Genomic DNA, 13,849 nt, shown 5'->3' with positions numbered 1-13,849 from the left:
ATCTCAGCCCAATCCTCCACGGAAAGCATCCCTTCGTCCTCCTGGCTCGGTTAGAGCCAGGGTCTGCGGACAGGGGGTCAAAATTCAGATGCCACGCGGTGATCAGTTTTCACGTTCCGCCGACAGGACTGAACTGCTGAACGGAATCCGCGGTGAGGTTGGTGGTATCGCGACCCTCGGTCGCTTGGCCCTGTTCTAGGTTGGCCTGCATTGTGATCCCGCGCTCCTCACCACCTCAAGGGCGCCGATGGCGTCACTTCGTGATTGCTGCGCACCCCTTGACCTGTGAGCCTCTGCGCGTGAACGGCAGGCCGCATCGGGCAGCCGGTGAGCTAGCCCCTGTGTGTGCACCCCAACCCAGAACAGGGCCAACGGATTCGCTCGCCCCGGGCATCCTCGTGACTGGTGGCCACAGCTACCTTTGGTCGCTTACGAAACAACCGATTAGGCGAGGCCGGGCGGACGATGAGTACTTCTGGGGACACTGATATCAGAATATTGGCGCTTGAACTGGTGGGGCGGTTCGCCAAGTTGCAGGAAACGATAGACGCGCTGGTCGCACTGTACTTTCAGAAGCGCACACCAGGACTGTTCTGGTATCTGAAGCAGAAGCGTGCTACTGCCAACATCTCGGATAGCGACCGACCGAAGCTCTTGTTGACGATTGCCGATGACTTGCAAGCTGCGGGCGACCGGAGCGCCTTCAGCGAAGTGTTCGTGAAGGTGAAGGTGATACGGGATTACGTCGGCCACGGCAGCCGCGTGGAGACCCCGGACCCGGACACGCTCGTTATAACGAAGAACACCGTGATCGGTTTCGCAAGCAAGGAGGAACCGGACCTGACAGTCAGGCGTGACGAACTGGCTGCCCGGCTGCTCGATCTTGAGTGGTTGATGCAGCACGTGCTCTACGTCATGGCAACACGAGGCTTGGTCGAAAAAGTATCACTAGGCGATCATGAAGTTCGCCCAGCGCTGCCACCGGGACTGCCTTCAGACTGGGACGGTTCAATGTGGGAGTCCGGTCGTTCACGGTGACCTCGTTTGGTACGCAGTGAGTACGCAGTGCCGCCAATCGGTGCCCATTTCAGCCAACGTTGCAACCCAGAAACCCCAGGTCAGGACCGCCGAGCCATAACCAGCCCACCAGCACAAACGCCAGGAACGGTGTTCATCATCAACATCGCGCGGGTGATCCAGGGTCGCTCCGTCCATTGTGCAACGGACGTGCCATGCATCAGGGTCTGCTGCATCACCAGGCATCCGTAGCGGATTGGTAGTGCTCGGCGAGAGCCGGGAGGTACGGCCCCTCGTCAATTACGAGGCCGCGGAGCTTCTGATAGTCCGGGTACCCGTCGAGTGAAGGCGCCAGCACCACTGAGCGAGTTGCGGGGTCGATGGCCATCAGTCCGGCATCGAACAGTTGGTGGAGATCGGTCCGCAGGAGCAGACCCTTATCCAGATCATGTGACTCGTACTCGGCGAAGCCACGCAAGTGGGCTGCCTGCAACACCGCGGCCGGACAGGGCCCGGTGACTGCGCACCGCAGTCCATACCGTTCCAGAAGCCCCCTACGAAACTGGCCTTGCCCGTTGCGAACTTGTACCAACGCTTGCCGCCGGCCTCCCTTCGGCGGCGTTGAGCGGGGCGCCGGAGCTTTAGGGAACGGCACCGCGAGTTCATCCAGAACCTTGCGCAATCCCTGTGGATCGCACCGTCGTACCGCATTCTGCTGCGCGCCATCCAGCAGTGCCTCAATCGCACGAAATGGCAGCGCACCGTCCAAGGCTTGCCACTGTGCACCGTAGCTCGCGACGTAACGCTTGACGGGCACTTCCAACCGAAGCGGTTCATCGAACTCGTTGCGACACCCGTTGTGTCGGCAGAGGTACTTCGGCGTCTTGGTCGTGCGCGGCACCTGCCCGGTCCTCTTGCACCTCGGACACACATACCGAACCTTGATGCCAGGCTCGGAGTCGATCCGGTCGATGCACGAAACACCATGAACTGAGGTGGAATCGCGAAGAATCACCATGTTCCCGACCTCCACTTGAAGGTGATTGGCAACTCCACTGTCGTAGACGTAGGTCGATCCGAGCTCATCGGGATAGCCGTCGTTGCTCTCCCAGCTTCGCCCGTCCAGCTTCGACAGCAGTGCCCATGCCTTCACTTTGTCCCCCTTTGAGGTGCCGGCGACCCCACTCGGACCGCACTAGCTCAGAGTACGAATCCGGTCCGACATCCCAGCCACGGATGATCAACCTCCGACTGATGCGGGACCAGAACGCGGCCACACGCTACGAACGATGCCAAACACCCCCATGTCGACGCCGATGCGTACACAGGTTGGCCACTTGGCTACGGGTTCGGTCCGGTGAGCGCACGCGACTCAAGGGATTAGGGTCACTCGCCTTTACGGCCCATCTACTACTTTCCGACTACAAACGCCCGGTGATTCGGGCATACGGCGCCAGACAGTAACGTAGCTCTCGTCGCGAAACATGCTGGTAGCACCAGGTTTCGAGGAACACCGGCGGACAGTGGCAGACGGCCGAGAGAACCGGCAGGTTTCTCGTTCGAGTCCGACGACACTTCTGACGACATTCGCGCACATTGACCGCATGACCGACACGCCGCTCGATGCCCGATCGGCGCTGACCATCGAGCGTGCCCGTGCCTGGCAGTGTGGAGCCGAGGCCGTTCTTCGAGGTGGCGAAGCGGGACCAGAACGGGACCACACGCTATGAACGATCGAGAACAACGCGCTGGTCAATGCCAGCTAGGGAACCGCCTAAAATGACTGTCTACCTGCGTTTTTGAGCACCAGACCGACCTGGGGGTCAAGCACTCCGGCCAGCCTGGATATCACGACCGGGCTAACGTTCCTCGGCTGCTGCGGAATCGTCGCCGCCTTCAGTAGGCCGCCATTCATCAGCACCATCCGCAGCGCCTTCGACTGCCCACAGTCCCGGAAGTTCGAGGTTTACAGCGGTCAGAACACACCACGACAGCTACGCGTTTCGGCGGGTCGACGACGCGATACGACGGCGGGTCGAACGAATCAGGCATTCCCCGAACGTGTGTACGACTGCGGTTGCCGCAAGGCGGCTGGCATACCTGCATGTAACTGGTCGTGTCAGCGACGGTCGTTGGGTAGTTCGACGATCCCACTGCGCGGGAACGAGTCCCTGATGCTGGCGGCGTATACGGCGTGTCCAAGATCGGTCAAGCCGAAAACTTCCCAACGAGGAGTGACGCCGGGCGCGTTTCGGCGCCAGTCGACCAGTCCGAGCTGCTGAAGCATTTGAACGGTAACCGTTGAGGACAGTCCGCCCTCGCCACATCCGAAGGGTGCATACCTGGCGATGGCATAGAGGTAGTGCCATTGAGTGCTATTGAGGCGATGTTCGTGCCCGTAACGATCCCGGAATCGGACCAACTTCCTGAAATCAGCCATCTCTGTTCCCGCTCGTGCCAATGCTTGGACTTTCGGCCGCGCCGCCGCTTGGTCGGAATCGACTGCGCTGTGCTCCGCGACCTGACGGGCTGCGTGTCACCAGAGTGTCACAAGTACCACATACACTCCCGGTTAACCGGATACCGAATCACCACGTCACGATCACCCGTTGACCAACCGAAGACGCCCGCAAACCGCCCTTGGCTGCCTCCGGAGCAGAAGGCCATATCGGGCAGGCGGTGAGCCAGCCCCTGAGGGTGCAATCCAACCCAACCCAACCCAGCGCAGGGCCAATCCAGTCTCACTACCAAGGTTCGCGTGGAAAGCTACGGCGCGTGACCACGACGTTCCGCTTCCGTAACACAGTCAATCTGGCCCCAGGCGAACATATTGCCGCTGAGAGCGCGAAGATCGTGCTGTTCTCTGAGTCGGGAGTCGAGGTGACCTTGAGTCCTTCGACCGACGGTGAGCCGTTCTCGAAGGCGACCAAACTCCTTCTGACAGGCGGCCCCTACCTGACGCAGGAAGATGCCCTGCAAGCAGGAACGAGCTGGCGTAGACGACTGCTGCTTGCATGCTCAGACCGATTTATCGGTATCAGTCTGGGTGACGAGGATGAGCCGCGCGCCTCCCGAATCCCGCTTGGCCAGAGAGACTTCCTGCCGGAGGAACCGGTTTTGCTGAAAGACCGCCACGGTTTGCTCGTCTACCCCGAGAACTCCAACCCTCTGTCAGGATTTATCTCCTTCACGGCTGATACAGCTGTCGGACGTTCATCATCAGAGCTTCTCAACACGATCCGGACAGTTGAGGAGGCAACTTCAACGATGACCGCGCGGGAGATATTGGCGCTGACTCTATTGCACGCGTCAAGGTTCGATCCGAACCCCGAAACGAAATACATCTCGCTGGTCACTGCCGTTGAAGCACTTCTCAAACCAGCGAAGCACTCAGCCAGTATCCGCGCTGCGCTCGAAACACTCCAACGTCAGGCCAACGATCTCGATCTCAGCGAGGAAGAACGCCAGTCAATCATTCAGCACATCGGGAACGGCAAAAAGGAGTCGATCACGGAAACCGGAGGCAAGCTGGCATCCAGGTTGAAGGATCGAGAATACGGCGGCATTGATCCGTCGACCTTCTTCAAGCAGGCGTACAAGATACGGAGCAACCTCGTCCACGGCAACACCAGCCGCCCGACACACGAAGAACTTGGGGCAGAACTCGGCACGCTGCACCAATTCGTTGTCGACCTGCTCCACCTTGTGATCGTCAAGAACTGAGTGCAGCGCCGTTGTCATACGCAACTCATACGCAGCGGCCCCACCGAGAGCCGATTCCGACCAATGTTACGACTGCAAACCCCCAGCTCACAGCCATCGGGACCAACGGCCACCAACGAACCAAACGCCCAGTTCCTAGTCCGGGCTCAACTCGGACGCTCAGGTCTGTCGCGCTGGGGACCATCTGGGGACCACACGTCATGCGCAGGCATGAACGGCCGTAGGTCTGACGGTGGTCGCCTCCGAGGGCATCGTGTGCGTGACGTGCGTGGACGGCCCGTCGCCCTTCCTGGGGGTCAAGTGGTCGCAGGTTCAAATCCTGTCATCCCGACAAGGTCAGAGGCGGTTTCCGCTCTCCGTGAGGCGTTCTCAGGCATGTGAGCGTGCCAAGAACGTGCCAACACGCGGGAGCGGGCATTTCAACAAATCATCCGAACAGGGCAGCGCCCGCCGCGCGCAAGTCCTCGGGTTGTGTCGCTGTAGACGCCCAGCGATAACGCAGGGTCGTGGCCATGCCAGGCCGCGACGATGTGCACCGGGATCCCCAACTTCAACATGAGCGACACGCTCGTGTTCCGCAGCCCCTTCAGCGGGATACGGCGCAGCCCGGCCCGCTGCCTGAGCCGTTGGAACATATCCGAGTAATACTCCGGCCGGATCGGCACTCCAGCCTCGTCGACCGCGATCAGCCGATCGTCGGTCCAGGGGATGCCCAGTGCCGCGCACTCGGCCTGCTGGAGCAGCTTCAACTGATCGGTTTCCAGCAGCGCGGTCGCGGTCGGGGACGCCCCGATCTTGGCGTGATTCTTGACGTCATCCCGTTTGGCTTGCAGCCCTTTCGCCACGCGGGTCACGCTCGCGCCGAGGTCGAGCATCAATGTGATCCCTCCGGCGTAGTCGGCCTTGGTGAGCGGGATCCGGCGCTGATTGAAATTGATCTGATCGAGAGTCCGCTCGATGCGGCGTTCGTTGTCACTGAGTCCGACCGGCGCGTCGGTGATGAACACCGGAACCCGCGGGGTCCCTAGATGGCGGGCGATGAGGATGCGGACCTGACCGTCATCGGCGTGTACGGAGCCGTCGGCCTCGCGGGTGGCGTTGATCGGATCCTTCACGCCGCGTTCTTTGATCGAGGCGACCTGGTCGGGATGATCCTCGATCCGGAAGCTCTTGCGGACGTTCTCGGCGATCACCAGTTCCTCTGGCCGCATATACCGCGCCTCGATCGCAGGCAGATCAGCCTCATCGACGTGGTCGACGTCGGCTCGGGTATCAGGATCGATGGTGGCGTCGGTGGTGTCGGGGTCGAGGACAGCTGTGGCGGTGGCACTTTCGGTATCGGACATCAATACTCCTCAGAAAACAGACGGCGGGGCAGCCCACCACGATCGGATGGGCTGCCCCGCCGAAATGGGCAGTGGGCAATAAGAACCGGGGATCGTCCCGGCACCAGAACCGGGGTCAGGCGGCCGGGGCAGCAGGCTGGGCGGCGACGACGTTGATCGGGCGCAGCCGCAGCACGTCGCGGTCATCGGCGGTGAAGGCCCAGTACTTGCCGCGCCAGTCCGGGAACTCCGCACGCCAGCGATCGAGCACCGCGGAGTTCTCGATCGCGGAGGTGGGCCCGGCAGCGCCGGTGTATTGCCGTTGCAAGTACTGCTCGCGGGTGAGGGTCTCGATAGCAGTGGTGACGGACATGAGTGATCTCCTTCGGCGACAAGAGGCGGGTACGGCTGCACCCAAAGGTGAATGGACACAGATGATTTGTGACCGACACGCAACGGCGGCTGCGATCGTGGTGGTGTGAGCCAGGTCAGTGCACCGGGTCAGGGATAGTGTGGGTCGCGGTTGCCCGACACGGGAATCCGCTCGCACCGGGCGGTGTTCCGGCAACTCGCGGCCGATTCTGGTCAGGGTTGCCCGTCAGCAAAGGTTGTCTGGCAAAAAGGAACCTGCGGACTCGATCACCGCGCACTCGATAGTGAGGACGTTCGCCGGCAGCGTCGCCTCGGCCACCACATCGCCGGTACCTGCGTCGGATGTCGATCTCTTTCTGAGCGAGAGTTGTTGAGGTGAGGGCGATGTCGTGGCACAGGGTTGCGCAGGTGCAACTCGGCTGCGGTGGTGTGGGTGAGTTCGTCGCCGGGCGCGGTCGGTCAACTCGAGGTGCCGTAGCAGCACAAGCAAGTCGCACAGTTCGCTGTCATCGGCATACCCATCCCGTATTGCACGGCCGGTGTCAGTGTTCCGAGCACTGTGCTTGCGTCCTTGGAATACTGGAGTGTGCAGCGCTTTTCGGTCGTGTCGTCGCCAGCGCTCGTTCGAGGCGTTAGGGCGGCGGAGACCCGGGCTCTCGACTGCACCGGGAGGTAAGCGTGTGCGGCGGGCTGGTGAAGCTCACCGGCAAGGTGGCGTTGCCGACGCCGACGATGGTGAGGTGTCCCAGGACCTGTGCAACCTGTGCGGCCATGGCCAGTGTCGGGTTGACGGCGACGAGGTCGAGGACCAGCTCGGCGCCCTGGCCCTTCGTGATGTCCTTGATTCGTGTGACGGCGTCGTCGCCGGACACCAGTATCTCGTCGGCGCCGAGCTTCCTGGCGATATCCAGCTTCTCAGCCGAAGTAACGACGGCCAAAACGGTTGTCGCCGCGGTCAGAGCCTTGAGTACCTCGATGGCCATCTGGCCCAGGCCGCCTGCACCGACGTCGACCCCGGACCCAGCAAATGGACGGAACGTTTCACCGCGTGATAACTCGTCAGTCCCGCGTCGGTGAGCGGCGCGGCCTCCCGCGGGTCCAGGTCACCCAGCGGGATCAGGTAGCGCGTTGACGGGACGAGCAGGTACTCGGCCATGCCGGCGTCGGTGCCGCCGAGTCCGCCCGGGCTGGGCTTGCCGGGCGTCTGGCAGTAGTTCTCCATGCCCTTGCGGCAATTCATGCACAGGCCGCAACCCCACGGGCCGTAGACGACGACCGGATCGCCCAGCGCGAAACCCGTTGCTCCCGGGCCCAATCTCTCGACCCAGCCTGCATTCTCGTGTCCGAGGGTGAAGGGCAGCGTGAAGGACCTTGCGCCCGCTGGAAGTTCGAGCAGATGCAGGTCCGAGTGACACGCGCCCGCGCCACCGACTTTGACCAGAACCTTCCCAGGTCCGGGCTCGGGTACCGGTACGTCCCGGAGTTGGCCCGGTTGCTGCCATTCGACGAACTGGAATGCCTTGATGGCCTTGCCCTCAGTCCTTGATCCGGTCGAACTCGACCAGGAGGTGTTGCGGGCCGCGGAAGATCTGGTTCCGCCGGTATGGAGGCGGGTCCACCACCAACCTTGGGTTCTCGACGCGGCGCAGGAAGGTTTCCAGCGACAGGTTGACCTCGAGGCGTGCCAACGGTCCGCCCACACAGCTGTGCACACCGCGGCCCCACCCCACGTGCTCATTGTCAGGCCGGTTGATGTCGAACTTCTCAGGATCGGAGAAACGCCTCGGGTCGCGGTTGGCTGCGCCATAGAGCAGATGCACCGCAGAGCCCTTCGGGATCACGGTCCCTGCGATCTCGATGTCGGCGGTCACGCTGCGGCTCGGGAAGAACTGCACCGCCGACTGCAGCCGCAGCACTTCTTCGATGGCCTTGGGGATCAGTTCCGGCTTCTCGCGGAGCAGATCGAGGGACTCGGGATTGCGCAGCAGCATCAGCACGCAGTGCGCGATGGTATTGACCGTGGAGTCATGACCGGCGACCAGCATCAGCATCGCGTTGGCCACCGCCTCCTTCGGCGACATGGGGCCGTCTGGCCCGTCGTCGTTGACGAGATTGGACAGCAGGCCCTCACCGGGTTCTTTCAGGACGCTCTCGATCAGCCCAGTCATGTATGAGCTGAGCGCCGCAGTGGCGTCAAGGCGCTTCTGCCCGCGGACCTGTCCCTCGTCGGTAGTGGCGTCCGGGCCCAGATCCAGGCCCGCCATGAAGTCGAAAATCCAGGCGTGGAAGGAGGGTTCATCCTTCAGCGGAACCCCCAGGATCTTGCAGATCACCGCAACCGGCACCGGGTAGGCGTAGTCGTCGACCACGTCGATCCGAGTCCCGCCGCCGACCTTGACCTTGTCCAGCAATCGGTCGCAGAGCTGCTGAATCCCGGGCTCCATGCTGGGAATGAGGTCAGGGGAGTGCGGTGGGGCGAAGTGCCGCATCACCAGTCGACGTGCTCGGTCATGGACGGGCGGGTCGGTGGTGATGATGCTGGGCTCGCTGCCGTAGGCGCTGAGGTCCTCTGTCCCGGCAGCGGGCTCGGCGTGCGCGAGCACACCTCCCAGCGGACTGCGCCTCACATCGGAACTGACATGGGGGTCATGCGCCAGGGTCAGCAGTTCCTGGTATCCGGTGACGACAAACGTTTTATCGGCCACCTGCACCACCGGTGTCTCGCGGAGCTGATCGAAGAACTGGTAGGGATCGGGGCGGTTTTCGAACCGCATCGCTTCAGTCCAGGCGTCCGCTGCTGAGGTCATCGTGGCTCCGTTCTGGGCTTCAACGGGTCTTGGGGCGATATTCGGCGCCCCGCGAGGTCGGGTCATGACCGGTGAGAACCACATCCGGAATCCCGGTCGGTTCGCGCGGATCCGGGAAGCGGGCCGACATCGGCTCCGCGTCCGTGGGCAGGTCGTAACCCGGTGGCGGGGGCGGGAACGGCGCCGAGCGCTCGATCATCGCCGCGTAGTACCCCAGCCACTTGCCGTGGTTGAAGGTGATGGCTCCGACGATGCGGCCGTTCTTACCAAAGGCTGCAGCAAAGCGAAGATCCTCGACCGAGCCTTGGGTGAACACGATCTCGTCGCCGAACGAGCACACGCCGACGCCCTTGATGTTCACGCCGAACTGTCCGGACCAGAACTGCGGCAGCGGTAGGTGTGGGCGGCGCCCGGTCCCGAGGTTGACCATATTGTGGGCCGCCGTCCGGGCACCCGATACCGCGGCGTCCACGTGCTCGATGGACATGAACTGATATTCGTAGAGCACGTGTGGCGCGCGTGCGATGTCACCAGCGACGAAGATGTTGTCGGTCACCACACCGTTGATGTCGAAGGCACGGCACCCGGCATCGCAAGCCACACCCCAGAACCCGGTGGCGAGTTCAGCGCCTTCGAGCCACTCGATGTTGCGGATCGACCCCAGCGACGCCACCACCACGTCGACGTCGAGCGTCGTGCCATCGGAGAGCTTGGCGCGCCGGACGTGCCCGTCAGCGTCGCCTTCGAGGGCCTCCACCGCCACACCGGTACGCAGGTCGACTCCGGCGTCGCGTTGCATCTTGGCCGCGATGTCGCCGATCACCTCGCCCAGAGCGCCGACCAGCGGTGCACTGGATCGCTCTGCAACCGTCACGTCCAGTCCGAGATCTCGACAGACCGAGGCCATCTCGGAGCCGATAAAGCCGGCTCCGACGATCAGCACCCGATTCGGACCGGCCTTCAATGCCGCCTGCAACTCGGCCGCGTCATCGCTGGTGCGCAGCGTGAAAAGGCCTTTCAGCTTGGCCTCTTCGGCGTTGAACCACTGCCGGGACCGCACGCCCGTGGCGATCAGCAACCTGTCGTAGGGCACCTTGTCGCCGTTGGCCAGCAACACCTCCCGGTTGTCACGATCCAGGCCGGTCGCCGTCACACCCAGGCGCCAGTCGGCGTCGATCGCCCGCATCCGCGGCAGCTTGGTGTTACCCGCCGGCACCCAGCCCTTGAGTACCTGCTTGGACAGCGGCGGACGGTCGTAGGGCTCATGTACTTCGTCGCCGATCAGTGTCAGCGAACCGGTGAATCCCTCGTCGCGCAGTGCTTCCGCCGCGCGCAGCCCGGCAAGGGATGCGCCGACGATGACGATGCGGGCCTGGGACTTGAAGCTGGTGACCAGGTCGGAAACCAGCGACTCCGTGGTCACTTCGTGGTCCGGTCCGCAGGCGGGTCCATCTCCGCGATTATCGCCTGCACCGGGCAGGACGCCACGGCCCGCGCCACCCGCTGGCGTTGCGAGTCGTCGGGATTCGGGTCGTAGGCGAGCGCCTCCTCACCCTGCAATTGGAGAACAACCGGTGCCAGCGGAACGCACTGCGCATATCCCAGACAACGATTCAGATCAACCACAATGCGCATATCGGCTCCTTTTGAGCGACATTGAAGGGCTGTTCAACCGCGCGGTCCCAGAAAGTCGCAGGCCCCGGGGAATTGCGCCCGGCGACCCGCCGTTCCCGGGAACAGCGCTGACGCTACTCCGCCCGTATCTGCCACGCCCGTATTTCCCGGTTCGCGAAAAGTGCACGTAAAAGATCGTTGTGCGCCAAAATTACGTCGTTCATAATGCGAAATATTGTGGACCCGCTGAAGACGGGTAAACGGGTTATTTGGTGAGCACGCTGCCCACGCCGCGTTCCAAATCCTGACGGCGATCGCCTTTTCGTAACCGCGGCATCGCGGAAAGTCTTGCGGGCCAGCACCTTCGAGTCGTGATCGGTCACCACCATCATCTGCTTGCGATCAGCCAGATCGATCCCGACGATGGCATTGCCGGGCCAGGCAGCCACCGCCCTCGGAGCCCTCGCCCGCGCCTACGCCATCGTCACCACAAGCAACACCACAGCCGCTGCCTCCGCCGCGACCGAAGCGATTACACCGACCAGCCGCAGCGCCAACCAGTACTGGAAGGTCGAGGTCTGGGACCACGATCATATCGGCAGGGACGACTACGTCGACGAGACGATCGCTTCGGTCGACAACTTCAACACGTAGACCGAGCCCCGAACGAACGTCCTGTAGCACCGCGTCCCGCGCGGTTCGCGGCTGCCAGACAGTGCGCCTCGAAGACCAACGGCCCGACATCCCGGGGCCGTTGGCATCGGTGGAACGTCCGCAACTGCCGCGTGGCGCGCGTTCTCGAAACGTCCGCAACTGCCGATTTCCGCGCATGGTGGGGCGGGTACGCCGCGCTGATCCTAAGGGGTGGTGGCATTGGCTTGCTCGGTGAGGGAATCGGCTCCGTGGACGGCCGCGCTGTGCGACTCTTGAACGGTTGGCGCGTCAGATGCCGTGCACAACAAGGTGTCTGATTGCTTCCCCCTACAGGAGGAGTGAATTATGACGGAGAACATAGCTTCATCCAACGCTCGCGGTCCAGCGCCAATCTCGATGTTTCCGGTCAAGGAGCCGACACTGTCGTTGGAGTACGTGGACGGGTGGCCCACGCTGCGGGTGTCCGAAGGGCAAGCGATCCCGCTGGCCATCAAGATCGTGGACGCGACAGGTCAGCAGCTCGCGCTTTACCTGGCGGGCACCGCCGACGCCGCGCCGTCGCCGACGGACCCGGCCAGCCCGCGAGTCACCAACTGGGGGAGCTGGGGTGTTTGGGGCGAGTGCCAACCCGGCGAGTTTGTGGTGGGGATGAAATCGAAGACGGCACCCAAGCAAGGGCTCGATGACGACACCGCCCTGAATGCAATACGACTCCTGTGTGCTGCCCCCGGCAGTAACGGCTCCAACTTCCGGCAAATACAGGTGCATGAGGGGCCCTGGGGGGAGCTCAGGAGGGCCTGGGTCCGACCTCGGTGGCCCGAGGCGGGGAACGAACCCGTATCCAGGTAGCGCAGCAGCGGTGGCTCGCCGGAGGCGGTCTCGACAGTGGGGCCCTCTCCGCGCGAGTCTCCGGCGGTCAGCATCCGACGTCCGCTCATGCCGCCTACCGCGCTGAGCGAAGCGGCCACGTCGTGGTAGCCGGCGGGCCAGACCGGTTGCGGCTCACAACATCCGGTGGTGCCGATCAGCGGATCTCGACCACCACTTTGCCCAGGGCGCGTCCCGCACCGACGTGGGCCAGCGCGTTCGCGGTCTCGTCGAGGGGGAAACTGTGGTCGATGTGGATACCGATCCGTCCCGCGACACACGACTCCGCGAGGGGTGTGAAGTGCGCGGGCCCTTCCTTCACCGCGAGGACCCCGAGCCCGCGGCCGGTCACCATTCCGGCGACCACGCCGACCGTCGTCAACCGCAGCAACGCGCGCGTGGTGCCGCCGACGCAGCGGTACCGGCCGCCACGCGCCACCGACCTGCGATAGGCGAAGACCGACCGGTGGGCGACGAGGTCGAGCACCCGGTCGTACGGTCCGGTTCGGGTGAAGTCCTCAGCGCGATAGTCGATGACCTCGTCAGCGCCGAGCGTGCGCATGAACGCCAGTTTGGCGGCGTTGTCCACCCCGGTCACATGAGCCCCGGCACTCTTGGCCAACTGGATCGCAAACGCTCCGGACCCGCCGCCCGCTCCGTTGATCAACACCGACATACCGGCTGCGATGCCGGCCGTGCCCTGCAGTGCGATCGCCCCCGCCTGTGGCAGCGTCGACGCCTCGGCGAAGCTCAGCGACACCGGTTTGTGAGCCAGCGCCGATTCAGGAACCACGGCATACTCCGCGAACCCACCCTTGAGCATGAGATTGTCGCCGTAGACCTCGTCACCCGGTGCGAACAGTGTGACCTCGGAGCCGACGACTTCGACCCGTCCGGCGATATCGGATCCGAGAACCGGGCGCCTAGGTGCCCGAAGCCCGCCGATGCGCGAATACAGCGGCGTCCCCCGCAGTGTCTCCCAATCGGAGAGGTTGACCGACGTCGCGTGCACCTGGACGAGCACCTGTTTCGGCCCTGGGGAAGGCGCTGGGACCTCCGCGATCGACAGCACCTCGGGGCCGCCGTAGCGGTCGTACACGACGGCCCTCATGCGATTCCAGCACCGAGGATCGAGCGACAGCCTGACACATGACAAACTCTAGTCGGTGGGCCGCCCCGCGACCGGCGAACTGTGCGTCGGCATTCGGCGCGACTCGCCGAACCCTCTCCCGCAAACCAGCAACGTCCTGTATTACCACGTGACGCGCGGGTCCGACAGGCCACGCGAAACACCCCAAAGATTAACGGGCCGAGACTATCTCGACATCCACCAACACTGAAATGCCGATGAGCGGATACGGGCTGATCCGACGTCAGGGCATGGGCTGGGGCCCTCGTGCTGGTCGTCAGCAGCTTGTGTTTGCGGCCGTGCCTGCGATGAGAACGAGGAGATATCCGGCCACCATGACG

General features: G+C 63.4%; 13 protein-coding genes. 4 read left to right on the top strand and 9 right to left on the bottom strand.

Going from position 1 to position 13,849, the window contains the following annotated elements:
* The first annotated feature begins 498 nt into the window (after window positions 1-498).
* Window positions 499-1,038: a hypothetical protein gene (locus tag ACLMAL_RS38880; RefSeq protein WP_412003645.1), complete on the top strand. Its 540-nt coding sequence runs from the start codon at window positions 499-501 to the stop codon at window positions 1,036-1,038.
* Between the two features lie 214 nt (window positions 1,039-1,252).
* Here ACLMAL_RS38880 and ACLMAL_RS38875 read toward each other — a convergent pair whose 3' ends face one another.
* Window positions 1,253-2,170 carry an HNH endonuclease gene (locus ACLMAL_RS38875; protein WP_412003644.1) on the bottom strand — a complete coding sequence of 306 codons (918 nt, stop codon included), beginning with the start codon at window positions 2,168-2,170 and terminating at the stop codon, window positions 1,253-1,255.
* A 1,622-nt stretch (window positions 2,171-3,792) separates the two neighbouring features.
* Here ACLMAL_RS38875 and ACLMAL_RS38870 point away from each other — a divergent pair.
* Entirely contained in the window at window positions 3,793-4,740 is a 948-nt protein-coding gene (locus ACLMAL_RS38870) for a hypothetical protein (protein ID WP_412003643.1), read from the top strand.
* A gap of 419 nt (window positions 4,741-5,159) precedes the next feature.
* Here the strand turns inward: ACLMAL_RS38870 and ACLMAL_RS38865 are convergent, their stop codons facing one another.
* The 7 genes from ACLMAL_RS38865 to ACLMAL_RS38835 all read right to left on the bottom strand — a co-directional run bounded on the left by ACLMAL_RS38865 (window position 5,160) and on the right by ACLMAL_RS38835 (window position 10,879).
* Window positions 5,160-6,086, bottom strand: a complete 927-nt coding sequence (locus ACLMAL_RS38865) for a hypothetical protein (RefSeq protein ID WP_412003642.1) — start codon at window positions 6,084-6,086, stop codon at window positions 5,160-5,162.
* A 115-nt stretch (window positions 6,087-6,201) separates the two neighbouring features.
* Window positions 6,202-6,438 (bottom strand): hypothetical protein, encoded by a 237-nt coding sequence (locus tag ACLMAL_RS38860; RefSeq protein ID WP_412003641.1) that lies wholly within the window; start codon window positions 6,436-6,438, stop codon window positions 6,202-6,204.
* 631 nt (window positions 6,439-7,069) lie between these two features.
* Window positions 7,070-7,420, bottom strand: a complete 351-nt coding sequence (locus tag ACLMAL_RS38855; protein WP_412003640.1) for a zinc-binding dehydrogenase — start codon at window positions 7,418-7,420, stop codon at window positions 7,070-7,072.
* Entirely contained in the window at window positions 7,393-7,962 is a 570-nt protein-coding gene (locus ACLMAL_RS38850) for an alcohol dehydrogenase catalytic domain-containing protein (protein ID WP_412003646.1), read from the bottom strand. Before ACLMAL_RS38850 ends, ACLMAL_RS38855 begins: the two co-directional genes overlap by 28 nt.
* Window positions 7,963-7,972: 10 nt before the next feature.
* The gene (locus tag ACLMAL_RS38845) at window positions 7,973-9,244 is read right to left on the bottom strand and encodes a cytochrome P450 (protein WP_412003639.1); all 1,272 of its coding nucleotides are present in this window, start codon (window positions 9,242-9,244) and stop codon (window positions 7,973-7,975) included.
* Window positions 9,245-9,263: 19 nt separating this feature from the next.
* Window positions 9,264-10,667 (bottom strand): NAD(P)/FAD-dependent oxidoreductase, encoded by a 1,404-nt coding sequence (locus ACLMAL_RS38840; RefSeq protein WP_412003638.1) that lies wholly within the window; start codon window positions 10,665-10,667, stop codon window positions 9,264-9,266.
* Window positions 10,664-10,879, bottom strand: a complete 216-nt coding sequence (locus ACLMAL_RS38835) for a ferredoxin (RefSeq protein ID WP_412003637.1) — start codon at window positions 10,877-10,879, stop codon at window positions 10,664-10,666. Before ACLMAL_RS38835 ends, ACLMAL_RS38840 begins: the two co-directional genes overlap by 4 nt.
* Before the next feature lie 402 nt (window positions 10,880-11,281).
* Here ACLMAL_RS38835 and ACLMAL_RS38830 point away from each other — a divergent pair, with 402 nt between their 5' ends.
* Both ACLMAL_RS38830 and ACLMAL_RS38825 read left to right on the top strand, forming a co-directional pair.
* The gene (locus ACLMAL_RS38830) at window positions 11,282-11,512 is read left to right on the top strand and encodes a hypothetical protein (RefSeq protein WP_412003636.1); all 231 of its coding nucleotides are present in this window, start codon (window positions 11,282-11,284) and stop codon (window positions 11,510-11,512) included.
* 345 nt (window positions 11,513-11,857) lie between these two features.
* Window positions 11,858-12,361, top strand: coding sequence for a hypothetical protein (locus tag ACLMAL_RS38825; protein WP_412003635.1), 504 nt, complete (start codon window positions 11,858-11,860; stop codon window positions 12,359-12,361).
* A gap of 175 nt (window positions 12,362-12,536) precedes the next feature.
* Here the strand turns inward: ACLMAL_RS38825 and ACLMAL_RS38820 are convergent, their stop codons facing one another.
* Complete coding sequence (locus ACLMAL_RS38820) at window positions 12,537-13,490, bottom strand: NAD(P)-dependent alcohol dehydrogenase (protein ID WP_412003634.1); 954 nt, start codon at window positions 13,488-13,490, stop codon at window positions 12,537-12,539.
* Window positions 13,491-13,849 lie beyond the last annotated feature (359 nt).

The organism is Nocardia sp. CWNU-33, assembly GCF_046764895.1.
Lineage (GTDB): Bacteria > Actinomycetota > Actinomycetes > Mycobacteriales > Mycobacteriaceae > Nocardia.
Note: the sequence above shows the minus strand (reverse complement) of the source record. Positions and strands in the feature narration are given on the sequence as shown.